The following is a 26,646-nucleotide window of genomic DNA, read 5'->3' as shown; positions in this document are numbered from 1 at the left end:
AACGCCAGGATGGAAACTCCCGGGATCAGCCTTGCTTGGCTCCAGCCTGCAGGCGTTCGTACTTGTCCATCAGCTGTTCGCGGCTTTCGCGCCATGCGGGATTGAAGGGGATGCAAGCGACCGGGCAGACCTGCTGGCATTGCGGCTCATCGAAATGGCCGACGCACTCGGTGCATTTGTCCGGATTGATCTCATAGATCTGTGGCCCCATGTAGATCGCTTCGTTCGGGCACTCGGGTTCGCAGACATCGCAATTGATGCAGTCGTCGGTAATCATCAGCGCCATGGCTGCTCCTTTGCGCCGCCGTTCCCGCGCCGCGCCTTGCCGTCTGCGAATTTTCCTGCTCGAACCTTCATTTCCCTACCCCGCCTGCCGTTGACGAGCGCACCGGCCTCAGCCGTTTTGCTTCGCTATCTTGGCCTTCAGCCACTTTTCGACCGAAGGAAACACGAACTTGGATACATCGCCGCCCAACTGCGCGATCTCGCGCACGATGGTGCCGGAGATGAACTGGTATTGATCCGACGGCGTCAGAAACAGGGTTTCGACGTCCGGCAGCAAATAGCGGTTCATGCCCGCCATCTGGAATTCGTATTCGAAGTCGGACACCGCGCGCAGGCCGCGCACGATCACACGCGCATTGTTCTGGCGCACGAAGTCCTTCAACAATCCGGAAAAACTTTCCACCTGGACATTCGGATAATGTCCCAGCACTTCATTGGCAATCGACAAACGCTCTTCAAGCGAAAAAAACGGCTTCTTGTTTTTGCTGTCCGCTACCCCGACCACCAATTTGTCAAACAATCCGGAAGCGCGACGAACCAGGTCCTCATGGCCGCGCGTCAACGGATCGAATGTCCCTGGATATACTGCAGTGACCATGGTGTCTCCTCACCGGCAATTCAATCAGAACGCGCATTATGCCTGAATTTGCGCGCCGCTTTTGCGTTGCAATAAATGATAGAACACCATGCCTGCCTTGTCCGAACGCAGCACTTCCCACGGCGCCATCCATGCCGGCGCCTGTTCTCCCTCCAGCCGAAACTCGGCTTCGGCATAAACCAGCCCGGACGGCGGCAGCAACGCTTCGCATACCGGCAGCATCTTTTCCAGCCAGCCCTGGTGATAGGGCGGATCGATGAACACCAATTGGAATCCGCCCGGTTCGCGCTGCGCCGCATTGCGCGCCACGGCCTGGGCGTCGCCGCGAACGATGGCGATGGCATCGGCCTTGAGCTTGTCGCGGTTGGCTTCCAGCTGGCGCACCGCAGGGCCGCTCTGCTCGACCATCACGACGCGGCGCGCGCCGCGGCTGGCGGCTTCGAACCCCAGCGCGCCGGAACCGGCGAACAAGTCGAGGCAAGCCACCCGGCTCCAATCGCCATCCAGCAAATGGGTAAGCCAGTTGAACACCGTCTCGCGCACGCGGTCGGGGGTCGGGCGCAAGCCTTCGGCATCCAGCACCGGCAGCGGGGTACGCTTCCATTGGCCGCCGATGATGCGCACCTGATGCGGGCCGCGCGAGGCCGGCTTGCCGCCCTGCCCGGCCTTGAGCGCCGGACGTTTCCTGTTTGCCTGGTTCATGCCGCCGTCCTTACTGTGCGGCCGTCGCGGCGGCCGGAGCCTCTTCACCGACGATGACCGTCGACAACTGCTCGGGATGGATATGCCGGCGCAATGCCGCACGCACGTCGGCGATGCCGACCTCGCGGATGCTGCCGATCCAGCGCTCAAGATAATCCAGCGGCAAGTTGTAGAAACCGATCACGGCCATGTTTTCCAGCAGCTTGGCGTTGCTGTCGATGCGCAAGGCGAAGCCGCCGGCCAGATTATCCTTGGCCGCTTTCATCTCGGCCGCGGTCGGGCCGTCCTTGAGGAATTGGGCCAGCGTGTCGCGCACCACCTGCAGCGCTTGCCCGGTCTGCTCCTTCTGGGTCTGCAGGCCGATCTGGAACGACCCCGGCTGCGCCAGCGGCGAGAAGCCGCTATAGACGCTGTAGGCGAGGCCGCGCTTCTCGCGCACCTCATCGGTCAGGCGGGAAACGAAACCGCCGCCGCCCAGGATGTAGTTGCCCACCGTGAGCGCGAAAAAGTCCGCATCGCCGCGCTGGATGGCGGGCGCGCCGATCAGGATGTGCGACTGCGAGGCCGGATGCGCGATACGCACCTCGCCGCCCTTGGGCGCGGCGACTTCGGGCAATGCCGGCAACGGGGCGCCCTGCGGCAATTCGCGGGTCAGCCGCGCCGCGATCTGTTCGGCCTGCGCGCGCGTGATGTCGCCGATCATGGCGATGACGGCGCGGTTGGCCACATAGTGGGTTCGGTGGAAAGCCACGATGTCATCGCGGCCGATGGCCTGCACGCTGGCTTCGCTGGCGTCAATGGCATAAGGGTGGCTGCCGTAGATCGCCGCCATGAACGCCTTCTCGGCGATGGCCTCGGGCTTGGTCAGCTCTTCGCGGATGCCGGAAATGGCCAGCGCCTTGTCGCGCTCCAGGCCGGCTTGCGGAAAGCTGGGGTGGGCCAGGATGCGCGCCAGCAACGCCAGCGATGCATCGCGTTCGGCCGGCGACGACAGTGTGCGCAGGTTGACGCCGGCGCGGTCCTGGCCGGCGCCGGCATTGCGTTCGGCCGCGACATCGGCGAAACCGTCCAGGATCTGCGCCTCGCTCAGGCCGCCGCCCTCCTGCCCTTGGCCACCTTCCACGCCGCGCGTCAGGCTGGCCACGGTCAGTTCGGCCAGGCCGGCACGGCCGGCCGGATCACGCCGCTGGCCGGCATCGAACTGCACGCTCACATCCAGCATCGGGATCGCATGGTTGGCCACGAACAGCACGCGCGCGCCGTCGGCTTGCGTCCACGACTGGATTTGCAACGCCGCCGAGGCGGACAGCGAGAAGCCGAGGCCGATTGCCAACAACAGAAAACCGAAATATTTTTTCATGAGACCCGATACCAATTAAAAGCGATGGATGCCCGTTCCAGGGGACGTCCTGGCGCGTCATCCGCCGTGTTTCTTTTCCACCCAGTCCAGCACCGGCTGCCACTGTTCAAGGTCGCGCTGCACGCGGGAGGGGGCGATATCCCACAACGTCAGCCCGTGCGCGGCCAGTTGCACATAGTTCTGCGTATCGCGCAGGTAGCCCAGCACCGGCAGCTTGAGGCCATCGATGAAGCGATGCAGCTGCTCGGCCGAACGGGTGCGCGCGTCGACCCGCATGCCGACGATGCCTACGTCGATCTCGCCGTTGCGCACATTTTTCTCGTCGGCCAGGCGGCGCAGGAAGTCTTGCGTGGCCAGGATATCGAAGATCGACGGCTGCAGCGGCACCAACACCTTGTCGGCCATCTTCAGCGTATCGTTCAGGCGCCAGCCGTGCAGGCCGGCCGGCGTATCCAGCACCACGTGGCTGGTGCCCTTGGGCGGCTTGGCAATGTCGTCCTCGCTGACCTCCCAGGTCGCAATCGGCCGGGCTTGCGGCGGCCGGATATTCAGCCAGGCGCGGGCCGATTGCTGGCGGTCGATGTCGCCCAGCAGCACGCCATGCCCGCGGCTGGCGAAATACCCGGCCAGGTTGGTGGACAGCGTGCTTTTTCCGACTCCGCCTTTGGGATTGGCGACAACGATGACAGGCATGTTTTCCTCCGAGAAGAACAGCGAACCTGGCCGATTGCAAAAAACGACGTTGCTGCCGATACTCAGTGCAGCATCCCCGGCGGCGGCGGTGCGGGCTTCTTGCCGTCCAGCGGCAGCGGCACCAGCGTGGCCACGGTCAGGTTGTCGTCCTTGAAGTATTTCTGCGCCACAGCCTGCACCTGTTCGGGCGTGACGGTCTTGAGCCGGTCGATGATGCGGTCGATGTTCTTCTGGCCGATGCCGGTGGTTTCCATCATGCCGATTTCCATGGCCTGGCCAAACACCGAGTCACGCTTGTAGGTCTGGGACGCGATGAGTTGCGTCTTGACGCGCTGCAGCTCTTGCGGCGACACGCCGTCCCTGGCGATGCGCTCGACTTCGGCGCGCAGCAATCCTTCCAGTTGCTCGGTGGTGACGCCCTCGGCCGGGCTGCCTTCCAGCGTAAACAGCACCGGGCCGCGCGCCACGCCGCTGTAGTCGGCGCCGACCGCGGTGGCCTTGTTGCCGGTGCGCACCAGGCTGGCGGTCAGGCGGGCGTTCTCATAGCCGTCGAGCACTGCCGAGAGGACATCCAGCGCGTAGGCCTCCTGGTCCTGCTCGACATCGCGCAAACCCGGCACCTTGAAACCCAGCACCACATAGGGATTCTCGGCCGGCGCCTTGACTGTGACGCGGCGCATGCCCAACTGCTGCGGCTCGTTCTGCGGCTTTCCCGGCGGCAGCGCGTGCGGCGGGATCTTGCCGAAATACTTGTTGGCCAGCGCCAGCACGCGCCGGGCATCGACGTCGCCCGCCACCACCAGGGTGGCATTGTTGGGCGCGTACCATTGGCGGTACCAGGCGGCGATATCCTGCACGGTCATGTGCTGCAGGTCGTCCATCCAGCCCACCACCGGATGGCGATAAGGGTGTGCAGTCCAGGCGACGGCGTTGAGCGCCTCGTGGAGCAAGCCCATGGGCTGGTCGTCGGTGCGCCAGCGGCGCTCTTCCATGACCACCCGGATTTCCTTGGCGAACTCGCCGGCGTCGAACTGCAGGTTGGCCATGCGGTCGGCTTCCAGCGCCATCACGGCTTCCAGGTGGGATTTCTCGATCTGCTGGAAATAGGCGGTGTAGTCGTTGGCGGTAAAGGCATTCTCGCGCCCGCCCATCTCGGCCACCAGGCGACTGAATTCGCCGGCCTTGTGCCTCTTGGTGCCCTTGAACATCATGTGTTCCAGCGCATGCGAGATGCCGGTGGTGCCGTTGAGCTCATCGACCGAACCGACCTTGTACCAGACCATCTGGACGGCCGTCGGCGCGCGGCGGTCTTCCTTGACCACCACCTTCATCCCGTTCTTGAGCACGAATTCCTGGGCCGTCTGCGCCTGTGCCAGCGCCGCGCAAAAGCCGAAAAGACCGATGGTGAGGATGGCCCTGATCTTCAATTTCATTCGCTGTGCTCTGATAAAATGCGGGATTCATTGACCCTGGCGGCTGTGCGCGGGTCTTGTGGATGGGCAATTGTAACCTGTCCCATGCGCTTGTCAGGGCATGTTCCGGCGCCTTCCTCGCAACCCGATCCGCCAGGATCGCCCTGCGGCGCCCCACACCGCTTGCGCCGCAGGCAACAACCAGACCGATTCCATTCCGCCACCGATGTTTAGTTTCTTCAAAAGAAAACCCAAGCCGCAAGCCGAGCCGGAAGTGCAGCCGGAAATCCAGCCGGCGGCCCCCGTCCAGCCTGAAACGCCAGCCACACCCTCTGTTGCCGTGCCGGCAACCCCGCCGGACGAGGCCGATCTGCCTCCGGATCTGCCTCCGGATCTGCCTCCGGCCCAGCCTGAGGCCGGCAACCTTGCCGAACCTGCCGCCGAGGACTCAGCCGAAGACATCGACATCGTCGAAGCTCCCCAGCCGACGCCCGAAGCCAAGCGCTCCTGGCTGTCGCGCCTGAAATCGGGCTTGTCCAAGACGTCCAGCAACCTGACCACGCTGTTTGTCGGCGCGCGCATCGACGACGACCTGTACGACGAGCTGGAGTCGGCGCTGCTGATGTCCGACGCCGGCGTCGAAGCCACCCAATGGCTGCTGGACGAACTGAAGAAAAAGGTCAAGACCGAGCGCCTGGCCGAGGCCGACCAGGTGCGCACCGCCTTGCGCGGCCTGCTGATCGATCTGCTGCAGCCGCTGCAGCGGCCGCTGGTGCTGGGCCGAGAACAGCCGCTGGTGATGATGATCGCCGGCGTCAACGGCGCCGGCAAGACCACCACCATCGGCAAGCTGGCCCTGCACCTGCAGGCCCACGGCCAGTCGGTGCTGCTGGCCGCCGGCGACACCTTCCGCGCCGCCGCGCGCGAGCAACTGGCGATCTGGGGCGAGCGCAACAATGTCAGCGTGATCGCCCAGGAGTCGGGCGACCCGGCCGCGGTCGCGTTCGATGCCGTGCATTCGGCGCAGGCGCGCGGCACCAGCGTAGTGATGGTCGATACCGCCGGCCGCCTGCCGACGCAATTGCACCTGATGGACGAACTCAAGAAGATCAAGCGCGTGATCGCCAAGGGCATGGCCTCGGCGCCGCATGAAGTGCTGCTGGTCATCGACGGCAACACCGGACAGAACGCGCTGGCCCAGGTCAAGGCCTTCGACGATGCGCTGGGCCTGACCGGGCTGGTGGTGACCAAGCTCGACGGCACCGCCAAGGGCGGCATCCTGGCCGCGATCGCCAAGACCCGGCCGGTGCCGCTGTATTTCATCGGCGTGGGCGAAAAGATCGAAGACCTGCAGCCCTTCAACGCCACCGATTTCGTCGACGCCCTCTTGAGCTGAATTGATGATTGAATTTTCCCGGGTATCCAAACAATATTCGCGCGAGGTCTATGCCTTGCGCGACATCTCGCTGTCGGTCGGCAAGGGCGAGCTGCTGTTCCTGGCCGGCCCGTCCGGCGCCGGCAAATCGACGCTGCTGAAGATGATCGCGGCGATCGAACGCCCGAGCGCGGGCAAACTGACCGTGAGCGGCCAGGACATCGGCGCCATCAAGGGCTCCGGCCTGCCCTACCTGCGCCGCAACCTGGGCCTGATCTTCCAGCAGCAGCGCCTGCTGCTGGACCGCAACCTGCTGGCCAACGTGATGCTGCCGCTGATCGTCACCGGCGCCTCCCGCGCGGATGCCGAAAAGCGCGCGCGCGCCGCGCTGGACAAGGTCGACCTGCTGGACAAGGCGCAGTCCGAGCCGCAGGAACTGTCCGGCGGCGAGCAGCAGCGCGTGGCCATCGCCCGCGCCATCGTCAACCGCCCGCAGATCATCCTGGCCGACGAGCCCACCGCCAACCTCGACCGCGCCAACGCCAACAAGGTGCTGGCCGCGCTCAAGTCGTTCCACGGCGTGGGCGTGACCTGCCTGATCTCGACCCATGACGAGCAATACCTGACCGGCGCCGACCGCATCGTCTACCTGGACCGCGGCCGCATCGTCGATGGCTGGCACAACGGCGTGGCCAATCCGGTGGAGGTGTCGCCATGAACTGGCTGCGCCAACACCTCGCCGCCGCGGCCGACGCGCTGCGCCACCTGCTGCGCTCGCCGGGCAACTTCATCCTTAACGTGCTGGTGGTGTCGATCGCGCTGGCGCTGCCGTTTGCCGGCCTGTCGGCGCTGGAGAACGTGCGGCCGATTTCCGACCAGATGTCGGTCGAGCCCGAGATCAGCATCTTCATGAAGATGGATGCCAGCCGCGATGCCGCGCAGGCCATGGGCAAGACCATCGCCCAGGTGCTCAAGGACAGCGATACGGTGGGCCGCGTGGAATTCATCCCGCGCGAAAAGGCGTTCGATGCCATGAAGAACAAGAGCGGCCTGGCCGACGTGCTGGCCACGCTGGGCAGCAATCCATTGCCGGACAGCTTCGTGCTGCGCCTGCCGGGCTTCCAGAACGCCATGGATGCCGGCCGGGTCGACGATATCGCGCAAAAGCTCACCAACCAGCCGGGCGTGGACACGGTGCAAATCGACTCGGCCTGGGTCAAGCGGCTGGCGGCGCTGCTGCGCATCCTGCGGCTGGTGCTGCTGTTCCTGGGTATCACGCTGGGTGCGGTGGTGGTGGCGGTGGTGTTCAACACCATCCGCCTGCAGGTGATGACGCAGCGCGAGGAAATCGAGGTCTCGCGCCTCCTCGGCGCCACCAACGCGTTCATCCATCGCCCGTTTTACTACACCGGCGCCTTGCTCGGCTTGTGTGCCGGAGCGGTGGCGCTGGGCCTGGTGATCGCCGCGCAGCAGCCGCTGAACGCGGCCATTCTGGATTTCGCCCACCTGTATGCATCCGAATTCCAGCTGGCGCTGCCCAGCGCCATGGCGATCTGCCTGCTGCTGGCGGTGAGCGCCCTGCTCGGCCTGTTCGGCGCGATGATGTCGGTGCGCAGGCACTTGGCGCGCATGCAGTAAAAGCAAGCATTCCCGCAATGCAATGGCCGCCGGCATCGCCAGCGGCCATTTTTCATTGGGGCCTTGAAAAACGATCAAATTTTAACTTTATCGTCTTGCAAAAATTGTTACAGGTTTTTGACTTTCTTTTTGACCTGCCGCAGCAACTTTCATCCCGGATGCCCTTCTAATATTCAGGGACGAAAGCAATGATTATCAAAACTGCAATAGGGCAGTTCTATCGGGGTCTTCCAAACTTGCAATTAGCACTCTCAATTGACGAGTGCTAAAATACCTTATCGAAATGCTCCAGTTTTAAAGCATTGCTTTAATCTACACGTCCCTCCGTTCAGGAAACAAGGAGAATCAATGAAATCAGCGTCTGCACAATCTGCACTTATGCCGGTCGAGTCGAATGCACTCGCGCTCGGTTTTTCCGGCAGCCTGGGCAACATCGACGCATACATTTCGGCAGTGAACCGCCTGCCCATGCTGACGCAGGAAGAAGAAGTCAAGCTGGCCCGCGACCTGCGCGAAAAGAACGATCTGGGCGCGGCCCAGAAAATGGTGCTGTCGCACCTGCGCCTGGTGGTGTCGATCGCCCGCGGCTATCTGGGCTACGGCCTGCCGCACGCCGATTTAATCCAGGAAGGCAACATCGGCCTGATGAAGGCGGTCAAGCGCTTCGACCCGGCGCAGAACGTGCGCCTGGTGTCTTACGCCATGCACTGGATCAAGGCCGAGATCCACGAGTACATCCTGAAGAACTGGCGCCTGGTCAAGGTGGCCACCACCAAGGCGCAGCGCAAGCTGTTCTTCAACCTGCGCAGCCACAAGGAAGGCCTGGACGCGATGTCGCCGGCCCAGGTCGAGGCGCTGGCCAAGACGCTGGACGTCAAGCGCGAAGAAGTGATCGAGATGGAAACGCGCCTGTCCGGCCGCGATATCGCGCTGGAGTCGCCGACCGATGACGATGACGACAAGTTCGCGCCGATCGCCTACCTGTCCTCGGAAAACACCGAACCGACCCGCGTGATGGAAGCCAAGCGTTACGACCGCATGCAGTCGGAAGGCATCGAAGCCGCCCTGTCCAAGCTGGATGACCGCTCGCGCCGCATCGTGGAAGCCCGCTGGCTGGCCAACGACGACGGCTCCGGCGCCACCCTGCATGAGCTGGCCGACGAGTTCGGCGTATCCGCCGAGCGCATCCGCCAGATCGAAGCGGTGGCGCTGAAGAAGATGAAGACTTCGCTGCAGGCGTATTCGTAATCTCCACAAGCAAGGCAACAAAAAAGAAAGGCACCCTCGGGTGCCTTTCTTTTTATCGGTATGTATCGGGTTATCGGGTACGTATCGGTACTGTTTCGCTCAGGACAACAACTGCTTGAGATCGTGCGCCAGCATCTGCGGGTCCTGGCCGTGCTTGACGAACAGGCGGATGCGTCCTTGCGGGTCGAACACATAGCTGCCCGCGGTGTGGTCCATCGTATAGCTGCCCGGCTGCTTGCCCGGCACCTTCTGATAGAACACCTTGAATTCCTTGGCCACCTTTTCCGTCTGCGCCAGGTCGCCGCGCAGGCCGAGGAAACGCTTGTCGAACGCCGGCACATATTGCGACAGGATTTCCTGCGTGTCGCGCTCCGGATCGACGGTGACGAACAGCACCTGCACGCGGTCTGCATCCGGGCCGAGTTCCTTCATCACGTTGGCCATCTCGACCATGGTGGTCGGGCACACGTCCGGGCATTGGGTATAGCCGAAGAACATCACCACCGCCTTGCCCTTGAAGTCGGCAAGGGTGCGCGGCTTGCCGGTATGGTCGGTCAGCGCGAAGTCCTTGGCGTAATCCAGGCCGGTGACATCGGTGTTGTTGAACTTGAGTTCTGGCTTGGACTGGCCGCAAGCGACCAGCAAGGTAGCGCAGGCTGCCAGCAGCAGCGTGGAGAGGAATCGCGTCATCAGGTCAGAAGGTACGGAACAGGAAATAGTGATCCACCAGCAGCACCGCGAACAGGATCGACAGGTAGACGATGGAGTAGGCAAATGCCTTGCGGGCGATCAGGTCGGTGTAGTGGCGGTAGATCTGCCACGAATGCCAGAAGAAGATGCCGCCCAGCACGATGGCGGTACCCAGGTAGATCAGGCCGCTCATTCCGATGGCAAAGGGCAGCATGCTGGTCGCCAGCAGCGCGATGGTGTACATCAGGATGTGGAACTTGGTCACGTCCATGCCATGCGTGATCGGCAGCATCGGCAGGCCGGACTTGGCGTAGTCGTCGCGGCGGTACATGGCCAGCGCCCAGAAGTGCGGCGGGGTCCAGATGAAGATGATCATCACCAGCACCCAGGCCTGCATCGGCACGTCGTTGGCGATCGCGGCCCAGCCCAGCGCCGGCGGCATGGCGCCGGCCAGGCCGCCGATCACGATGTTCTGCGGCGTAGCGGGCTTGAGGACGATGGTGTAGATGATGGCGTAGCCGACGAAGGTGGCGAAGGTCAGCCACATGGTCAGCGGATTGACCAGGTTGTAGAGCACCCACATGCCCAGGCCGCCGATGACGCCCGAGAATACCAGCGTCTGCGCCACGGTGATCTCGCCGCGCGCCAACGGACGGCGGGCGGTGCGCGCCATGCGCGAATCGATTTCGCGTTCGACCAGGCAGTTGATCGCGAACGCGGCGCCGGCCAGCAGCCAGATGCCCACGGTACCGAACACCACCTTGTGCCAGTCCGGCAGCTCCGGGGTCGACAGGAACATGCCGATCACGGCGCAGAACACGGCCAGCTGCGTCACGCGCGGCTTGGTCAGGGCCCAGTACTGGGCGATGCGGTTGGGTTGGGCGGTCAGTGTGGTCATACAGAGCCTAGTGGCGCGGCAACGGCCGGCTGCGGATTAGCCTCGGCGATGCCGGCGGGAGCGTATCGAGTCTTGTAGTTTAACATGACCAGCAATATGACCAGCAGCGCGGCCCCGCCGTTGTGCACCACAGCAATGGCCAGCGGCCAGTTCAGGTAGATGGTCGCCAGGCCCGTGGCCAGTTGCAACCCCACGATGATCAGGAGCCAGCGGCCGCTCTTGCGCAGGCCCTCGTCGCGCAGCGCCTTGTGCGCCAGCCACACGACATACAAGATCACGACAAAGGCGAAACTGCGATGCACCCAGTGGATCGCCGTCAACGCCTGGAACGGCAGGAAGTCGCCGCCGGCCGTCATGCCCAGATGGCGCCACAGGGTGAAGCCATGTTCGAAATCCATGTCCGGCACCAGCTTGCCGTTGCATAGCGGAAAGTCGGTGCAGGCCAGCGCCGCGTAATTGGTGCTGACCCAGCCGCCCAGCGCGATCTGCAGCGTCAGCAGCGCCAGCCCTAGCGTGGCGGGCCACACCAGCGCCCGGGCGGCGGGCGTCACCGGCAGGTGCGGACTCTGGCGCGCGGCCAGCCAGACCAGCATGGCCAACAGCGTCAATCCCAGCAGCAGGTGGATGGTGACGATGACGGGTTGCAGCTTCATGGTCACGGTCCAGGCGCCGAAGGCGCCTTGCAGGCAGACAAAGCCCAGCAAGGCCGTCGGGAACCACGGGCGGTATTGGGATTCGGTTCCCTGCGACTTGATCCAGCGTCGCCAGGCCATCGCCATCAGCGCGATGATCAGCACGCCCACCGCCATGGCGAGATAGCGGTGCGTCATCTCGATCCAGGCCTTGCTCCAGGTCACCGGGCCGGTCGGCATGGCTTCCTGCGCGGCGTTGATATGCGCATGCGCCAGCAAAGGATTGGAATGGTTGTAGCAGCCCGGCCAGTCCGGGCAGCCCAGGCCGGAATCGGTGAGCCGCGTGAAGGCGCCGAACATGATCAGGTCGAAGGTGAAGAACAGCGTCACCCACACCAGCTTGCGGTACTTGTTGTCGAAGCCCTTGGCCCGCCATACCAGCGAGAGCGGAATCAAGGCCACCAGGAGGCCGGTCAGCCCCAATTCAATCAGCGTCGTTGCGTTCATCTTCTTTCAAACCTGCGCCGCGTCACGCCTGGCCTAGCCAATGGCCGAGGCGCGCAGCAGCTTGGAAATATCCTTCTTCATCTTGCCCGGATCCGGGTCCTTGGGGAAACGCATCATCAGATTGCCCAGCGGATCGATCAGGTAGATATGATCCTCGGCCGCGCCGCCCGCTTCCACCGGCAGCCAGGCCTTCAGCCTGGCGGCATCCACCCGCAGCATATCGGTGCCGTCGTATTCGCGGATGAGCATGGTCTCCACCGGCGCCTTGTCGGTCACCAGCCAGACGCGTTCGATGCGCTCCATGTCCTTGCCTTGCATCAGCCGCAGCTGGCGCATGGTGAACAGTTTGTTGCGGCAGGCGGCGGCACAGTCGGCGCTGTCCACCTGCAGCATGATCCACTTGCCCTTGTAATCCTCCAGCCCGGCGCGGTCGCCGTCGAGCGCGCTGCTGCCCAGGTCGGGAATCGGATACTGGCGCGGGTCGATCAGCGTGCCGTAATTGTTGCGGCTCTCCGGCTTGATCACGTAATAGGTGAAATACGAGGCGATCATCGGCGCCGCGCACACCAGCACCACCAGCAGCATCTTCCAGCGGCCGCGACGGCGGCGCTTTTCATCGTCGGCGGCAGCGGCTGGCCGGCTTACATCGAGGTTTGTCATTGCCTGTCGTTACCTTTGCGTCTCAATCCCGTGACAAGAAAAAATACCAGCGCCATCGCCGCCAGCGCATACCACTGCAAGGCATAGGCGCGGTGGCGATCGATGCCCAGCGCAGGCGCGGGCCAATCGCGCGCCAGTCCATCGTCGCCATCCGGCGGCGCGGCGCGTTGTTCCACCACCAGCGACGACAACGGCAAGCCGCTGGCCGCGGCCAGCGCGGCGATATCCAGGTTCTGCAGGATCGCGCCCGGCCTGGGCGCATCGGCCTGCCCCAGCTGCAGCACATGGCCGGCATCGCGGCGCAAGACGCCATCGATGCGCGTCAACCCGGCCGGCGTGGGCGGATGCGGCACCTTGGCGCGATCGGCAACATCGCGCGGCGCCCACCCGCGCGCCACCATGACGACGCGCTGCGAACCCGCTATTTTAAACGGCGTCAGCACATGGAAGCCCACCGCGCCATCATGCGGACGATTTTCGAGATAGACCGTCCACTGCGGCACGAACTCCCCCTCCAGCAGGACATGGCGAAATTCGCTGGCGCCAGCCTCGCTATCGGGCGGCAGCGCCTGCAAGGGCGCTTCCTTGGCGCGCGCTTCTATACGCTGCTGGATCGCCAGCTTCTCTTCGGCGCGATGAGTCTGCCATTGCCCGAGGGCGATACCGGCGGCGGCGACCGCGATCGTGGCGCACAAGGGGATCCAGCGGAGTCGGAATCTGATTGGCATTAGAGCGTGTGATGACTTATTTCAGCGCCCGCGCCGCCCCGGCAACGGGCCGCATGCAAGGCGCGACGACGCGTCGTGGCGGCGCCACGGCAAGGAAGAGCAACGCAGCAGGCGGCCCGGAGGGGTCGGATGAGAAGCGTGCACCGCGCCTTGCACTGCATCCTTCTCTCATCTGAACGCGGGGGCTGAAATAAGTCATAACACGCTCTACAATGGACGAAAATATTTCAAACGGCCGCGCCGGCGATGCACCCCGGCGACGCGGCGGAGACACCGGGATTCTACCCTCATGAAAATCGTCGTCGCGATCGCGTTCATCCTCATCCTCGCCAGCCTGGCTTCCGCGCTGATCTTCCTCATGCGCGACAAGGGCAAGAGCAATCGCACGGTGCAGGCCCTGACCTTGCGCGTGGGCTTCTCGGTGGCGCTGTTCCTGTTCATCCTGCTGAGCTACAAGCTCGGATGGATACAGCCCACCGGCATACGCTGACCGCATGAAAAAGCCGCACACGGGTGCGGCTTTTTCACATCCCGAGGCCAGGAACAGGCTTACAGCCAGTACACCACAACGTACAGGCCCAGCCACACCACGTCCACAAAGTGCCAGTACCAGGCCGCGCCTTCGAAGGCGAAGTGGTTGGTCGGCGTGAAATGGCCGCGCAACAGGCGATACAGCACCACCGACAGCATGATCGCGCCCATGGTCACATGGAAGCCGTGGAAGCCGGTCAGCATGAAGAAGGTCGAACCATAGATGCCGGAGGTCAGCTTCAGGTTCAATTCGGTGTAGGCATGGATGTATTCATACGCCTGGAACCCCATGAACACCGCGCCCAGCAGGATCGTCAGGAACAGCCACACCGCCGTCTTCTGGCGGTGGCCGGCGCGCAACGCATGGTGCGAGAGGGTCAGGGTCACGCCCGAACTCAGCAGCAGCAAGGTATTGATGGTCGGGATCGGGAACGGCCCCATGGTGGTGAAGCTCTCCACGGTGCCCGCCGGGCCGACGCCGCCCCAGTGCGCGGTGAAGTCGGGCCAGATCACCTTGTGGTCGAGGTCGGCCAGCCAGGGCATCGTGATGCTGCGCGCGTAGAACAATGCCCCGAAGAAGGCAGCGAAGAACATCACTTCCGAGAAGATGAACCAGCTCATGCTCCAGCGGTAGGAACGGTCGACGTGCTCGCCGTAGAGGCCGGACTCGGACTCCTTGATGGCGTCGCCGAACCAGTAATACAGCACCACCAGCACCATCAGGATGCCGAAGATATTGACATAGGGCGCCCATGCCGCGCCGTTGACCCATGCCGATGCGCCAGCCATCGTGATGAGCATCGATATGCCGGCCATCATCGGCCAGCGCGACGGCCCCGGAACGAAGTAGTGCGGCGCCTTGGCTTGTTGAGAACTCATTTCCATCTCCCGATACGAAATTCAGCTGACTCGTTGTTTCGTTGTTTTGAATGACCTGCGCCCGTTTCAGGCGCTGCCGGCCACTTGCCGTTGATTCATTGTCATGTCGCAGCCTGCGCCACCACCAGCTTCACGATCACCACCAGCACCGCCACGAAGATGGCCGCGCCGATCACGCCGGCCACCAGCACATGGACGGGATTGAGCCTGGCGGCATCGGACTCGTAGTCGCTCTTCTTGCGCACGCCGAAGAAGGACCAGAACACCGCCTTCATCGTCGCGCCGAACGACGCCTTGCGTTGCGATGCCTGTTTCAGATCCTCGGTCACTGCATGTCCTCCCGGCGCATCCGCCTGCTCAGCCCTGCGTCTTGTCCTTGCCGCCGATCTCGAAGAAGGTATACGAGAGCGTGATCGTCGTCACATCCTTGGGCAGCTTGGGATCGATGTAGAACACCACCGGCATCTGCTTGGCCTCGTTCGGCCCCAGCGTCTGCTGCGTGAAACAGAAGCACTCCACCTTCTTGAAGAAGGCCGCCGACTGCTGCGGCGCATAACTGGGGATCGCCTGGGCGTCCACATTGCGCGACTGCGTATTCACCACCTCGTAGGTCACCTGGGTCATCTCGCCAGGATGCACCTGCATGCTCGCCACCGTCGGCCGGAAACGCCACGGCCCTTGCGAATTGCCGTCGAACTCGATGGTGACCGTGCGCGACTTGTCGATCTGCGTATTGGCCGGCGCCTCCACCGTCACATCCTTGGGCGTCAGGAAATTGACGCCGGTCACCTCGCAGATCTTGCGGTACAGCGGGATCAGCGCGTAGCCGAAGCCGAACATCAGCACCGCCACCACTACCAGCTTGCGCAGCATCACGCGGTTCAAGCCGCGCTCCTGGCTTCCGCCTTGCGGATCGTTCTTGCTCATTTGGCGAACCAGATGCGGTTGACGAAGATGCCGACGAAGAAGGCCAGCGCCACCAGCCCCAACAGCAGGCCGGTGCGCAGATTGTTCGGTTTCTTGCGATCAGACATGGGAATCCCGGGTTGGTCGGCGCACACCGGCATTGCCCGCGTGCGCCCGGCTCGTCACTTGAAAACAGGCGGCTCTTCGAACGTATGGAAAGGCGCCGGGCTGGGCACGGTCCACTCCAGGCCTTCCGCGCCTTCCCACGGTTTGGCTTCGGCCTGCTTGCCGCCCTTGATCGACGGGATCACCACCCAGAACAGGAAGTACACCTGGCTCAGGCCGAAACCGAAGGCGCCGATCGAGGCCAGCATGTTGAAATCGGTGAACTGCGCCGGGTAGTCGGCATAGCGTCGCGGCATGCCGGCCAGCCCGAGGAAGTGCATCGGGAAGAAGGTGATGTTGAAGGTGATCAGCGAAGCCCAGAAGTGGAACTTGCCGCGCCATTCGTTGTACATGTAACCGGTCCACTTCGGGCCCCAGTAGTAGTAGCCGGCGAACAGCGCGAACAGCGAACCGGCCACCAGCACGTAGTGGAAGTGCGCCACCACGTAGTAGGTATCCTGCATCTGGATGTCGATCGGCGTGACCGCCAGGATCAGGCCGGTGAAGCCGCCCATGGTGAACACGAAGATGAAGCCGACCGAAAACAGCATCGGCGTCTCGAAGGTCATCGAGCCGCGCCACATGGTGGCGATCCAGTTGAAGATCTTCACGCCGGTCGGCACCGCGATCAGCATGGTGGCGTACATGAAGAACAGCTGCGCGGTCACCGGCATGCCGGTGGTGAACATGTGGTGCGCCCAGACGATGAAGGACAGGATCGCGATCGAGGCGGTCGCGTACACCATCGAGGCGTAGCCGAACAGCGGCTTGCGCGCGAAGGCCGGGATGATCTGCGAGACGATGCCGAAGGCCGGCAAGATCATGATGTACACCTCGGGGTGGCCGAAGAACCAGAAGATGTGCTGGTACATCACCGGGTCGCCGCCGCCGGCGGCGTTGAAGAACGAGGTGCCGAAGTGGCGGTCGGTGAGCGTCATGGTAATGGCGCCTGCCAGCACCGGCATGACCGCGATCAGCAGGTAGGCGGTGATCAGCCAGGTCCAGCAGAACATCGGCATCTTCATCAGCGTCATGCCGGGCGCGCGCATGTTGAGGATGGTGACGATGATGTTGATCGAGCCCATGATCGAGGAAGCGCCCATGATGTGCATGGCGAAGATGGCCATGTCCATGCCCGGGCCCATCTGGGTCGACAGCGGCGCGTACAGCGTCCAGCCCGCGGCGGTGGCCCCGCCCGGCGCCAGGAACGAGCCCGCCAGCAGCAGCGCGGCCGGCGGCAGCAGCCAGAACGAGAAGTTGTTCATGCGCGCGAACGCCATGTCGGAGGCGCCGATTTGCAGCGGGATCATCCAGTTGGCGAAGCCGACGAAGGCCGGCATGATGGCGCCGAACACCATCACCAGGCCGTGCATGGTGGTCAACTGGTTGAAGAACTCGGGACGGAAGAACTGCAGGCCCGGATGGAACAACTCGGCGCGGATCAGCAATGCCAGCACGCCGCCCGAGAGCAGCATGGTGAACGAGAACCACAGGTAGAGCGTGCCGATGTCCTTGTGGTTGGTGGCGAACAGCCAGCGGCGCCAGCCGTGCGGATGGTCGTGCGCGTGGTCGTGATGGTGGCCATGCGCGTGATCGTGGGAATGATCAGGGGTGTGATCAACGGTAGTGGTCATAGTCCTGCTCTCCAATCGATTACTTGCGGCCGGCCAGCACTTCTGCGGGCTGAACGATGTTTTCCTGCGCCTTGTTGGACCAGCTGTTACGCGTATAGGTGATCACGGCGGCGATCTCGGTGTCGTTGAGCACGGTCTTCCAGGCCGGCATGGCGTTCTTGCCGTTCAACACCACATGGATCTGCTGCGCCCTGGGGCCGTTGACCACCGGGTCGCCGTCCAGCGGCGGGAAGGCGCCGGGCACACCCTTGCCGTTGGCCTGGTGGCAGACCGCGCAATTGGCGGTATAGACCTTTTCGCCGCGCTGCTTGAGCTCGTCGATGGTCCAGGTCTTGTTCGGATCGTCGGCCTTGGCCGCCATTTCCTTCTTCTTTCCATCGACCCAGGTCTTGTAGTCGGCCTCGCTGACCACATTCACCACGATGGGCATGAAAGCATGGTCCTTGCCGCACAGCTCGACGCACTGGCCGCGATAGGTGCCGATCTTCTCGGCGCGGAACCAGGTGTCGCGCACGAAGCCGGGGATCGCATCCTGCTTGACGCCGAAGGCGGGAACCGTCCACGAGTGGATAACGTCATTGGCGGTGGTGACGATGCGCACCTTCTTGTTGACCGGCACCACGACCGGATTGTCCACTTCCAGCAGGTAGTTGTCGTTCTTCTTGATCGAAGCGTCGGTGACCTGCTCGCGCGGCGTGGCCAGGTTGGAGAGGAAGGAGATGCCTTCGCCCTCGCCCTTCAGGTAATCGTAGCCCCATTTCCATTGCATGCCGGTGACCTTGATGGTGAGGTCGGCATTGGAAGTATCCTTCATCGCCACCACCGTCTTGGTGGCCGGCAGCGCCATGCCGATGACGATCAGGAACGGCACCACGGTCCAGGCGATTTCCACCGTCGTGCTTTCATGGAAGGTGGAAGCCTTGTGGCCAAGCGACTTGCGGTGCTTGAGGATGGAATAGAACATGACGCCGAACACCGCCACGAAGATCACCAGGCAGATGATCAGCATCAGGATGTGCAGGTCGTAGATTTGTTCGGCGATTTGGGTGACGGGCGGCTGGAAGTTCATTTGCCTTACTGCGGGTCCCCCTGGACTGTCCACCACTGCCTGGGACGGAATTGCCGCCGCCAGCAGCGATGCACCGAGGGTCAACGATTGAAGGCGCTTCGCATGTTTCATGGATTTCCTCAAAAGCCCAAAATTTATAAGAATTAGAATTTCGCCAACACGCCGATCCTTGCGGACAATTCGCGTTCCAGCTCGCGCGCGAACTCGCGTCGTTTCCATTCGCTCATAAAACGGCCTACTTCCACACGCATGCCGGAACACTCCAGCCCCACCAGCGACTGGCGGGAGACCGGGAAGGCGATGCGCGCGCGGCGCGGATCCAGCTTGATACGGCTTGCCTTGCCTGCCTGCGTCAATTCAACGACCAGGCAGTCGTCCAACAAAGCGACATATTCACAATCAGTTGCATGACGGGCGTACACCAGAAAGGCGATGCCGACCGCCGAAATCTCAACGACAGAAAAAATCAGGATGATCCAAGCGCCATGGACGGTGAATGCCAACGCGACCGCCAGCGATACGACACAGAGTATTGCAAAGACCCACGCCAACTGGCGCGGCGCAATCGAACAATTGCGCTTCAATATCCATTCCCGCGTCTCCATAGCACCTCGCCAGCATGATTGTCGGTCGAGCGTGTCTCTAAGTCGAACCGCTGAAGACCGCGTCGGCGCTGCATCGACGGGGCGGTTGCCGCCCTCCGCGACGTTCTGTGGCGCTGGTGCTGTCCGCATTGCGGCTCTTTATTTATTCTTAACCGTTTGAGTATAAGGGGTAACGCCGCCCGTGATCAAGCAAACCCACCCCCATGCCCCGGAACGTTTTTACCGAACTGCGCCAAACATGCCCTGCCGCCCGCTGTCCGGCTTGCAGACTGGCTTGCCGAGCCGGCACCCGATTCGGGCAGGGCGTAACGATACAACAACGATGGCCGATCCCAGATGGACTTTGGCAACTAAGCCTTATATGCCGCCGCCACTACTTCCTGGGCAAATCGAACCGGATGATACTTTCGCCGGATGCGGTCTGTTTCGGCACCGGCCGGAAGGCATGGCCGTACACCACCTCGAACGTCAGCGGAATCTTGCCGTCGCCATTGCGCATCACCTCGAAGGCCGCCAGCAGGCGCTGGCGCTGGCCGCGCGAGAGCAGCCCGCGGCGGCGCGTTTCCAGCGGGTTGCCGCCCCAGGCGCGCACGTCTTGCAACAGGCGTTGCGGCGTCTCGTAGGTCACGGTAATCGTTTCCATGTCCATCACCGGCGTGGAAAAGCCGGCATTGACCAGCATGTCGCCGAAGTCGTGCATGTCCACGAACGGCAGGGTATGCGGCGCCAGGTCGATGCTTTCGAAGGCGCTGCGCACTTCGCGCAGGGTATCCGGGCCGAAGCACGAAAACATCAGCAGGCCTTCCACCCGCAGCACGCGCCGCCATTCGGCGAACACGCGGTCGGGTTGCGGATGCCAGTGCAGCGCCAGGTTGGACCAGACCAGGTCGAGCGAATTGTGTCCCAACGGGAGTTGGGCGAAATCGGCGCACGCCAGCTCCGGCCCCTTGCCGCCGGCAGCGCCCAGCCACTTGTTGATGGAGCCGAACAGGCGGTCGACTGCCGATCGGGCGCCGCGCTGGTGCTCTGCCGCCACGCGCAGCATGCCGTAGGCGCCGTCCAGCCCGACCACCTGGGCCTCGGGATAACGCTTTTGCAGCATCGGCAGGTCGGCGCCCTCACCGCAGCCGGCGTCGAGCACCTGGTTGGGGGCGATCTTCACCAGCGCCAGGCGCTCCTGCATGCGCCAGGACACCTCGCGGCGCAGGAAGTCGGATTCGGCCACCCGTTGCGGCTGGCCGAAGGTACGGCGCACCAGAGGCAAGTCGATCGGCGCGCTGAGTTTGGCGCTGGCGGATGGCGGACTGAGGGACATCGAATCGGGAAACAGGTGAGATAATGGCCGTAGTTTAGTCGAAATCCATTTTCCCCGGGCGCAACCCCATGGACGTCAAACCGCACAAACCCAGCAATGCGCCCGCCGCGCCCCGGACCACCGCCGCCAACAAGCGGGCGGCGCCGGCCAGGCCGCAAAAAGCCGGCTGGATGAAACGCATGCTGGCCCGCATGCCGCAATTGCTGCCCTCCTCCTGCGCCCTATGCGGCGACGCCGGGCGCGACACGCTGTGCGCGCCTTGCCGCCAGCGCTTCTTCACGCGCCAGCATCGGCGCTGCCTGCAGTGCGCGCTGCCGATGCCCGCCGCCGGCAAGGAATTGCGTTGCGGCGCCTGCCTCAAGAACAAGCCAGCCTTCGACGCCACCCTTGTCGCCACCGACTATTTCGCGCCGTCCGACCAACTGGTGCTGGCCCTGAAGTTCGGCGGCGACCTGCGGCTGGCGCCGCTACTGGCCGAACTGATCCGCAATGCCGCGCTGCGCGACCCGCTGCCGGGCGGCGATGCCCAAGCGCCGCTGCCGACCATGCTGGCGGCGGTTCCGCTGGGCCGCGTCCGCCTGCGGGAACGCGGCTTCAACCAGGCGCTGGAAATCGCCAAGCCGCTGTCCAGGCTGCTCGACATTCCATTGCATCCCTACCTGCTCGAACGCGTGAAAGAGACCCAGGCGCAGTCCGGCCTGCCGCTGGCGGCGCGCGGCCGCAACATCCGCAAGGCCTTCGTGGTGCCTTACGACGCCATGGACCATGTGCGCGGCCGCCACGTAGGCATCGTCGACGATGTCATGACCACCGGCGAGACCCTCAACGAGTTGGCCGCCACCCTCAAGCGCTTCGGCGCCAGGCGCGTGACCAACCTGGTTTTCGCGCGCACCCTGCCGGGCTAGGGCCAATTAACAAACCCTGGCCCGCATCGCATTTTCAGGAGATTTATTTGTTTCACGTCGTACTGGTCGAACCGGAGATCCCTCCCAATACCGGCAACATCATCCGCCTGTGCGCCAACACCGGCGCGCAACTGCACCTGGTCGAACCGCTCGGCTTCCCGCTCGACGACGCCAAGATGCGCCGCGCCGGGCTCGACTACCATGATTACGCAACCATGCAGGTGCATCCGGACTGGGACACCTTCCTGGAACGCCGCCGCGCCGATCCGCAATTCGATCCGGCGCGCATGTTCGCCATGACCACCCACGGCTCGACGCCGTTCGCCGGCCTCGCCTTCCGCCCCGGCGACACGTTCGTGTTCGGCTCGGAAACGCGCGGTCTGGCGCCGGCGCTGCGCGAGTCGTTCCCCGCCGCACAGCGCATCCGCCTGCCGATGCGGCCGGACAACCGCAGCCTCAATCTCTCCAACACCGTGGCGGTGGTGGTGTATGAGGCGTGGCGGCAGAACGGCTACGAGGGCGGAAGCTGATACATGCCTGCTCCCTGCGCAAGCAGGGGCGACGACAAACAAAAACGGCTCCCGCAGGAGCCGTTTTCGATGGTGCGATGTGCTCAACCGAGCAACAAGGCATCGTCCGACAGTTTCTCGCCGCGCGTCTGCTCGAACATCTTGAGCAGGTCCGGCACATCCAGCCCGGCGCGTTCCTTGCCCGACACGTCCAGCACCACCTTGCCCTGGTGCAGCATCACGGTGCGGTCGCCATAGTCCAGCGCCTGGCGCATGCTGTGGGTCACCATCATCGTGGTCAGCTTGCTCTCAGTCACGATCTTGGCGGTCAGCTCCAGCACGAAAGCGGCGGTCTTGGGATCGAGCGCGGCGGTATGTTCATCCAGCAGCAAAATGCGCGAAGGCTGCAGCGACGCCATCAACAGGCTGACCGCCTGGCGCTGGCCGCCGGACAGCAGGCCGATGCGGTCGGCCAGGCGATTTTCCAACCCCAGGTTCAGGATCGCCAGCTTCTCGCGGAACAGCTCGCGCATCTTGCCGCGAATGGCGAAATGGAAACCGCGGCGGCGGCCGCGCGCCATCGCCAGCGCCATGTTTTCTTCGATGGTCAATGCCTCGCAGGTGCCGGCCATCGGGTCCTGGAACACCCGCGCCACCATGCCGGCGCGATCCCACGCCTGCTTGCGGGTGACGTCGGTGCCATCGATTTCGATCGTGCCCGAATCCATCAGCAAATCGCCCGAGATGGCATTCAGAAAAGTCGACTTGCCCGCGCCGTTGGAACCGATCACGGCCACGAACTGGCCGGTCGGGATTTCCAGCGAGAGACCGCGCAGCGCCGGGTTTTCAATCGGCGTGCCGGGATTGAAGGTGATCTTGAGATCGCTTGCTTTCAACATCTCAGGCCCCCTTCATCAACAGTTTCAGCTTGCGCTTGCCCATCGGCAGCACCAGCGCCAGCATCACCAGCACCGCGGTCACCAGGTTCAGGTCCTGCGCCTGCAGGCCGATGAAGTCGCTGTTCAAGGCCAGCGCGATGAAGAAGCGATAGAGGATGGCGCCCAGGATCACCGCCAGCGTGGTCCACACCAGGCGGCGCGCCGGCAGGATGTTCTCGCCGATGATCACGGCCGCCAGGCCGATGACGATGGTGCCGATGCCCATGGAAATGTCGGAGCCGCCCTGGGTCTGCGCAAACAGCGCGCCGGCCAGCGCCACCAGGGAGTTGGCCAGGGCCATGCCGGCCAGCGTGGCGGTGCCGGTAGCGATGCCTTGGGCGCGCGCCATGCGGGCATTGGCGCCGGTGGCGCGCATGGCCAGGCCGATTTCGGAAGAGAAGAACCAATCCAGCAGCAGCTTGACGACGGCCACCACCACCAGCAGGATCAGCGGACGGCCGACATAGTCGGGGATCCAGTCGGGCTGCAGGATGGTAAAGATGGTCGACTCGGAAATCAGCGGCACGTTGGGCTTGCCCATCACGCGCAGGTTGATCGAATATAGCGCGATCATCATCAGGATACTGGCCAGCAGATCCATGATCTTGAGCCGCACATTCAACCAGGCGGTGGTGAAGCCGGCCAGTGCGCCGGCCAAGATGGCGACGCCGGTCGACAGGAAAGGATCATAGCCGGCCGCGATCATGGTGGCGGCCACGGCGCCGCCGAGCGGAAAACTGCCGTCGACGGTCAAGTCGGGGAAAGTGAGAATGCGGAAGGAAATCAGCACTCCGAGGGCCACGAGGCTGAAAATCAGGCCGATTTCCAGTGCGCCCAACAGCGTATACAGCGACATAAAAGGTCTTTCTTAAAAAACACATTCGGCATTGGCGTGATACGCCAGTGCCGAATGTCTTCTGCGTTCCACGAAGCGCCGCAGGGATGGCGCGGCGCCTCGCGGTGCCGTGCAGATCAGTTCAATACCTTGGTCGCCGACTTCAGGAACTCCGGCGACAGGGTCACGCCCTGCTTTTGCGCTGCCGAGGTATTGACGTACAGCTCGAGGTTCTTGCTGGTCGACGAAGCGATGTCGCCCGGCTTCTCGCCCTTCAGGATGCGCCCCACCATCTTGCCGGTCTGGCGGCCCAGGTCGTAGAAGTTCACCCCCAGCGCCGCCACGGCGCCGCGCTTGACGCTGCCGGTATCGGAAGCGATCAGCGGGATCCTGGCGTCGTTGCAGACCTTGGCCAGCGATTCGAAGACCGAGACCACGTTGTTGTCGGTGGTGGTGTACATCACGTCGATCTTGCCGATCAGGCTCTTGGCGGCCGGGGCCACGTCAACCGAGCGCGGCGCGGCAGCCTCGACCAGGGTCATGCCCTGTTTCTGCAACTCGCCCTTGATGTTGTTCAGCGCCGACACGGAATTGGCTTCGCCCGGATTGTAAACGATCCCGACGCGCTTGGCGTTGGGCGCCACGCGCTTGATGATCTCGACCTGCGGGACCGGATCGAGCATGTGCGACATGCCGGTCACGTTGGTGCCGGATGGCTTCCAGTCCTTGACCAGCTGGGCCGCCATCGGGTCGGCGATGGCCGAATAGACGATCGGGATGGTCTTGGTCGCGGCCACCATCGGCTGCGCCGACGGGGTGCCGATCACGACGATGACGTCAGGATTGTCGCCGACGAACTTCTTGGCGATCTGGCCGGCGGTTCCGGCATTGCCCTGGGCGCTCTGGAAATCCCATTTCAGGTTCTTGCCCGGCTCGAAGCCTTCGGCGATGAGTTCATCCTTGGTGCCATCGCGCACGGCATCCAGCGCCGGGTGCTCGACATAGGAAGTCACGGCGACCACCTTATCGGCCGCCAGCGCGGAAGCGCAGACGGCACTGATGGCCAGCGCGCCGGCAATGGCGCGCAATGATTTGTTTAATGCAAACACAGTCCACTCCTCTTTCATGGCGGTCGGCGCCTGGGCAGCCGCGCTGCCTGGCCCGTTATTCATATATGACGATAAAACGATGTACAGATGGCGACTTGCCCCCAAATAAAACGATCCCGCTCGATAGCGGGATCGTTTTATCGGAGGCGTCAGGTGCTACTTTAACTTATTGCTTGATGACGGTCTTGGCCGAGCTCACCAGTTCCGGCGACAGGGTCACGCCCTGCTTTTGCGCCGCGGCCGTATTGACGAACAGTTCCAGCTTGCTGCTGGTGGCCGAAGCGATGTCGCCCGGCTTGTCGCCCTTGAGGATACGCGCCACGACCTTGCCGGTCTGGCGGCCCAGGTCGTAGTAGTTCACGCCCAGGGCGGCGATGGCGCCGCGCTTGACGCTGTCGGTATCGGAAGCGACTAGCGGGATCTTGGCGTCGTTGCCGACCTTGACCAGCGATTCGTAAGCCGAGACCACGTTGTTGTCGGTATTGGTGTAGATCACATCGACCTTGCCGATCAGGCTCTTGGCGGCGGTGCCGACGTCAACCGAACGCGGCGCGGCGGCTTCGACCAGGGTCATGCCGGACTTGGTCAGCAGCTCCTTGAGCGCCTTGACCACCACTGCCGAATTGGCTTCGCCCGGGTTGTAGACCATGCCCACGCGCTTGGCGTTGGGCACCACGCGCTTGATCAGGTCGACCTGCTTGTCCAGCTCCAGCACATCGGATACGCCCGTGACATTGGTGCCGGAGGCCTTCCAGTCCTTCACCAGTTGCGCGGCGACCGGGTCGGTCACGCCGGAGTAGACCACCGGGATGGTCTTGGTGGCGGACACCAGCGCCTGGGCCGACGGCGTGGCGATGGCCACCACCACGTCAGGCTTGTCGCCCACGAACTTGCGGGCGATCTGGGCGGCGGTGCCGGTGTTGCCCTGGGCGCTCTGGTAATCCCACTTCAGGTTCTTGCCGGCTTCGAAGCCCTCATCCTTCAACTCATCCTTGACGCCATCGCGGATCGCGTCCAGCGCCGGGTGTTCGACGATGGCGGTCACCGAAACCGCCTTGTCCGCCGCCATGGCGGGGGCCGCGCAAACTGCCGCCAGGGACAATGCGCCGACCAGGGCGCGCAGTTTAGTGTGATAGGACATGAAGTCTCCCTTCAGGAATTGTTTGGAATACGCGAAAAGACGCTAAGTCTAGCCTAGCGCACCTCAACAATCAATTTGCGCAGCGCCATTCCTGCCGCCCGCCGTACGGGACTGAAACGCCCGCCCGGGAAACCGGGAGACATCGCAGGATGCCATCTCGACACGCGGCGTATCGATACCGTTATCGCAGCTCGCATTCCTGCCTCGCACCCGGCCGGACGAACTTGCTGCGGCCAGTTGCTATAATCCCCCGTCATGCCTTCACGCCCGCCAGCCTCGCATTCCCCCGCAGCACGCCGCCCCAAGCAGCACGCCGTGCTGCCGTTCTGGCGGCGCGCCTTGCTGCATCTGGGGCTGGTCTTGTCCATGGCCGCCGGCCCCTGGCTGCAGCCGGCCTTGGCGCAGGCGCCGCAAGACATTCCCGCCATGGCGATCTGCAGCGTGGCCAACATCGGCGGCGCGGGCAATGCCGGCGGCACGCCGGCGCATGCCGCCGCCCATTGCCAGCTATGCTGCGGCAACCAGACGCCCTATCCCTTGCCTGCGGCCGACTTGCCCGGAACCGCCGCGTCCGGCATCAGCTATCCTGTGGCGCGGGCATGGCAGGCCGGCTTTGCGCCCAGCCTGGCGCCGGGCGCAAAGCGCGCCAGGGCCCCGCCTGCGGCCTGATCCCCTTCAA

31 protein-coding genes are annotated in these 26,646 nt (G+C 63.6%); 8 read left to right on the top strand and 23 right to left on the bottom strand.

Features of this window, described 5'->3' with window-relative positions; genetic code table 11:
• Positions 1-25: 25 nt before the first annotated feature.
• The 6 genes from FB598_RS07745 to FB598_RS07720 form a co-directional block, all read right to left on the bottom strand.
• Positions 26-286 carry a YfhL family 4Fe-4S dicluster ferredoxin gene (locus FB598_RS07745; protein WP_050466691.1) on the bottom strand — a complete coding sequence of 87 codons (261 nt, stop codon included), beginning with the start codon at positions 284-286 and terminating at the stop codon, positions 26-28.
• 108 nt (positions 287-394) lie between these two features.
• On the bottom strand, positions 395-883 hold the full coding sequence (coaD, locus tag FB598_RS07740) for a pantetheine-phosphate adenylyltransferase (protein ID WP_079218081.1): 489 nt from the start codon (positions 881-883) through the stop codon (positions 395-397).
• Positions 884-919: 36 nt separating this feature from the next.
• Positions 920-1,585 (bottom strand): 16S rRNA (guanine(966)-N(2))-methyltransferase RsmD, encoded by a 666-nt coding sequence (gene rsmD / locus FB598_RS07735; RefSeq protein ID WP_141913723.1) that lies wholly within the window; start codon positions 1,583-1,585, stop codon positions 920-922.
• Between the two features lie 10 nt (positions 1,586-1,595).
• Positions 1,596-2,945, bottom strand: coding sequence for a pitrilysin family protein (locus FB598_RS07730; protein WP_141913724.1), 1,350 nt, complete (start codon positions 2,943-2,945; stop codon positions 1,596-1,598).
• Positions 2,946-3,002: 57 nt separating this feature from the next.
• Entirely contained in the window at positions 3,003-3,638 is a 636-nt protein-coding gene (locus FB598_RS07725; RefSeq protein ID WP_141913725.1) for a ParA family protein, read from the bottom strand.
• A gap of 62 nt (positions 3,639-3,700) precedes the next feature.
• Positions 3,701-5,071 (bottom strand): pitrilysin family protein, encoded by a 1,371-nt coding sequence (locus FB598_RS07720; protein WP_141913726.1) that lies wholly within the window; start codon positions 5,069-5,071, stop codon positions 3,701-3,703.
• Positions 5,072-5,276: 205 nt separating this feature from the next.
• Here FB598_RS07720 and ftsY point away from each other — a divergent pair, with 205 nt between their 5' ends.
• The 4 genes from ftsY to rpoH all read left to right on the top strand — a co-directional run bounded on the left by ftsY (position 5,277) and on the right by rpoH (position 9,311).
• Positions 5,277-6,446 (top strand): signal recognition particle-docking protein FtsY, encoded by a 1,170-nt coding sequence (gene ftsY, locus FB598_RS07715; RefSeq protein WP_141913727.1) that lies wholly within the window; start codon positions 5,277-5,279, stop codon positions 6,444-6,446.
• Positions 6,447-6,450: 4 nt separating this feature from the next.
• Entirely contained in the window at positions 6,451-7,143 is a 693-nt protein-coding gene (locus tag FB598_RS07710) for a cell division ATP-binding protein FtsE (RefSeq protein WP_141913728.1), read from the top strand.
• Complete coding sequence (ftsX, locus tag FB598_RS07705; RefSeq protein WP_141913729.1) at positions 7,140-8,063, top strand: permease-like cell division protein FtsX; 924 nt, start codon at positions 7,140-7,142, stop codon at positions 8,061-8,063. The genes FB598_RS07710 and ftsX overlap by 4 nt, the downstream gene beginning before the upstream one ends.
• A gap of 348 nt (positions 8,064-8,411) precedes the next feature.
• Positions 8,412-9,311 (top strand): RNA polymerase sigma factor RpoH, encoded by a 900-nt coding sequence (rpoH, locus tag FB598_RS07700; protein ID WP_141913730.1) that lies wholly within the window; start codon positions 8,412-8,414, stop codon positions 9,309-9,311.
• Between the two features lie 99 nt (positions 9,312-9,410).
• Here rpoH and FB598_RS07695 read toward each other — a convergent pair whose 3' ends face one another.
• Genes FB598_RS07695 through FB598_RS07675 form a run of 5 tightly spaced genes read right to left on the bottom strand, consistent with a single transcriptional unit; the run spans position 9,411 to position 13,426 of the window.
• On the bottom strand, positions 9,411-10,001 hold the full coding sequence (locus FB598_RS07695; protein WP_141913731.1) for an SCO family protein: 591 nt from the start codon (positions 9,999-10,001) through the stop codon (positions 9,411-9,413).
• A gap of 4 nt (positions 10,002-10,005) precedes the next feature.
• Positions 10,006-10,899: a heme o synthase gene (gene cyoE, locus FB598_RS07690; protein ID WP_141913732.1), complete on the bottom strand. Its 894-nt coding sequence runs from the start codon at positions 10,897-10,899 to the stop codon at positions 10,006-10,008.
• Positions 10,896-12,038 (bottom strand): heme A synthase, encoded by a 1,143-nt coding sequence (locus FB598_RS07685; protein ID WP_141913733.1) that lies wholly within the window; start codon positions 12,036-12,038, stop codon positions 10,896-10,898. The genes cyoE and FB598_RS07685 overlap by 4 nt, the downstream gene beginning before the upstream one ends.
• Before the next feature lie 33 nt (positions 12,039-12,071).
• Positions 12,072-12,698, bottom strand: a complete 627-nt coding sequence (locus FB598_RS07680; RefSeq protein ID WP_141913734.1) for a cytochrome C oxidase subunit I — start codon at positions 12,696-12,698, stop codon at positions 12,072-12,074.
• Complete coding sequence (locus FB598_RS07675) at positions 12,695-13,426, bottom strand: SURF1 family protein (protein WP_141913735.1); 732 nt, start codon at positions 13,424-13,426, stop codon at positions 12,695-12,697. The genes FB598_RS07680 and FB598_RS07675 overlap by 4 nt, the downstream gene beginning before the upstream one ends.
• Before the next feature lie 289 nt (positions 13,427-13,715).
• On the opposite strand from FB598_RS07675, the gene FB598_RS07670 reads away from it, so the two are divergent.
• Positions 13,716-13,916, top strand: a complete 201-nt coding sequence (locus FB598_RS07670; RefSeq protein WP_013236083.1) for a twin transmembrane helix small protein — start codon at positions 13,716-13,718, stop codon at positions 13,914-13,916.
• 59 nt (positions 13,917-13,975) lie between these two features.
• Here the strand turns inward: FB598_RS07670 and FB598_RS07665 are convergent, their stop codons facing one another.
• The 8 genes from FB598_RS07665 to FB598_RS07635 all read right to left on the bottom strand — a co-directional run bounded on the left by FB598_RS07665 (position 13,976) and on the right by FB598_RS07635 (position 20,530).
• Entirely contained in the window at positions 13,976-14,836 is an 861-nt protein-coding gene (locus FB598_RS07665; RefSeq protein ID WP_141913736.1) for a cytochrome c oxidase subunit 3, read from the bottom strand.
• 101 nt (positions 14,837-14,937) lie between these two features.
• Entirely contained in the window at positions 14,938-15,165 is a 228-nt protein-coding gene (locus FB598_RS07660) for a DUF2970 domain-containing protein (RefSeq protein WP_141913737.1), read from the bottom strand.
• Positions 15,166-15,193: 28 nt separating this feature from the next.
• Complete coding sequence (locus tag FB598_RS07655; RefSeq protein ID WP_141913738.1) at positions 15,194-15,763, bottom strand: cytochrome c oxidase assembly protein; 570 nt, start codon at positions 15,761-15,763, stop codon at positions 15,194-15,196.
• The gene (locus FB598_RS20835; RefSeq protein ID WP_221292216.1) at positions 15,760-15,870 is read right to left on the bottom strand and encodes a cytochrome oxidase small assembly protein; all 111 of its coding nucleotides are present in this window, start codon (positions 15,868-15,870) and stop codon (positions 15,760-15,762) included. Before FB598_RS20835 ends, FB598_RS07655 begins: the two co-directional genes overlap by 4 nt.
• 54 nt (positions 15,871-15,924) lie before the next feature.
• Entirely contained in the window at positions 15,925-17,541 is a 1,617-nt protein-coding gene (gene ctaD, locus FB598_RS07650) for a cytochrome c oxidase subunit I (RefSeq protein ID WP_141913739.1), read from the bottom strand.
• Between the two features lie 19 nt (positions 17,542-17,560).
• On the bottom strand, positions 17,561-18,721 hold the full coding sequence (gene coxB, locus FB598_RS07645) for a cytochrome c oxidase subunit II (RefSeq protein ID WP_141913740.1): 1,161 nt from the start codon (positions 18,719-18,721) through the stop codon (positions 17,561-17,563).
• Between the two features lie 32 nt (positions 18,722-18,753).
• Positions 18,754-19,215, bottom strand: coding sequence for a DUF2244 domain-containing protein (locus FB598_RS07640; protein ID WP_141913741.1), 462 nt, complete (start codon positions 19,213-19,215; stop codon positions 18,754-18,756).
• A 373-nt stretch (positions 19,216-19,588) separates the two neighbouring features.
• Positions 19,589-20,530: a methyltransferase domain-containing protein gene (locus FB598_RS07635; RefSeq protein WP_141913742.1), complete on the bottom strand. Its 942-nt coding sequence runs from the start codon at positions 20,528-20,530 to the stop codon at positions 19,589-19,591.
• Positions 20,531-20,598: 68 nt separating this feature from the next.
• Between FB598_RS07635 and FB598_RS07630 the strand changes: the two genes are divergently transcribed.
• The gene (locus FB598_RS07630; RefSeq protein WP_141913743.1) at positions 20,599-21,435 is read left to right on the top strand and encodes a ComF family protein; all 837 of its coding nucleotides are present in this window, start codon (positions 20,599-20,601) and stop codon (positions 21,433-21,435) included.
• 47 nt (positions 21,436-21,482) lie between these two features.
• Positions 21,483-21,965 (top strand): tRNA (cytidine(34)-2'-O)-methyltransferase, encoded by a 483-nt coding sequence (locus FB598_RS07625; protein WP_141913744.1) that lies wholly within the window; start codon positions 21,483-21,485, stop codon positions 21,963-21,965.
• A gap of 83 nt (positions 21,966-22,048) precedes the next feature.
• Here FB598_RS07625 and FB598_RS07620 read toward each other — a convergent pair whose 3' ends face one another.
• The 4 genes from FB598_RS07620 to FB598_RS07605 all read right to left on the bottom strand — a co-directional run bounded on the left by FB598_RS07620 (position 22,049) and on the right by FB598_RS07605 (position 25,967).
• The gene (locus tag FB598_RS07620) at positions 22,049-22,843 is read right to left on the bottom strand and encodes an ABC transporter ATP-binding protein (RefSeq protein ID WP_141913745.1); all 795 of its coding nucleotides are present in this window, start codon (positions 22,841-22,843) and stop codon (positions 22,049-22,051) included.
• A 1-nt stretch (position 22,844) separates the two neighbouring features.
• A complete protein-coding gene (locus FB598_RS07615; RefSeq protein WP_141913746.1) occupies positions 22,845-23,738 on the bottom strand; it encodes an ABC transporter permease in 894 nt (297 codons plus the stop codon).
• 116 nt (positions 23,739-23,854) lie between these two features.
• Entirely contained in the window at positions 23,855-24,844 is a 990-nt protein-coding gene (locus tag FB598_RS07610; protein ID WP_141914202.1) for an ABC transporter substrate-binding protein, read from the bottom strand.
• Positions 24,845-24,992: 148 nt separating this feature from the next.
• Positions 24,993-25,967: an ABC transporter substrate-binding protein gene (locus FB598_RS07605; RefSeq protein WP_141913747.1), complete on the bottom strand. Its 975-nt coding sequence runs from the start codon at positions 25,965-25,967 to the stop codon at positions 24,993-24,995.
• 255 nt (positions 25,968-26,222) lie between these two features.
• On the opposite strand from FB598_RS07605, the gene FB598_RS07600 reads away from it, so the two are divergent.
• Positions 26,223-26,636 (top strand): DUF2946 family protein, encoded by a 414-nt coding sequence (locus FB598_RS07600; RefSeq protein WP_255463857.1) that lies wholly within the window; start codon positions 26,223-26,225, stop codon positions 26,634-26,636.
• Positions 26,637-26,646: the final 10 nt, after the last annotated feature.

The organism is Herbaspirillum sp. SJZ106, assembly GCF_006715495.1.
Lineage (GTDB): Bacteria > Pseudomonadota > Gammaproteobacteria > Burkholderiales > Burkholderiaceae_D > Herbaspirillum.
The sequence above is the reverse complement of the archived record's forward strand: the minus strand, read 5'-3'. Positions and strand labels throughout refer to the sequence as shown.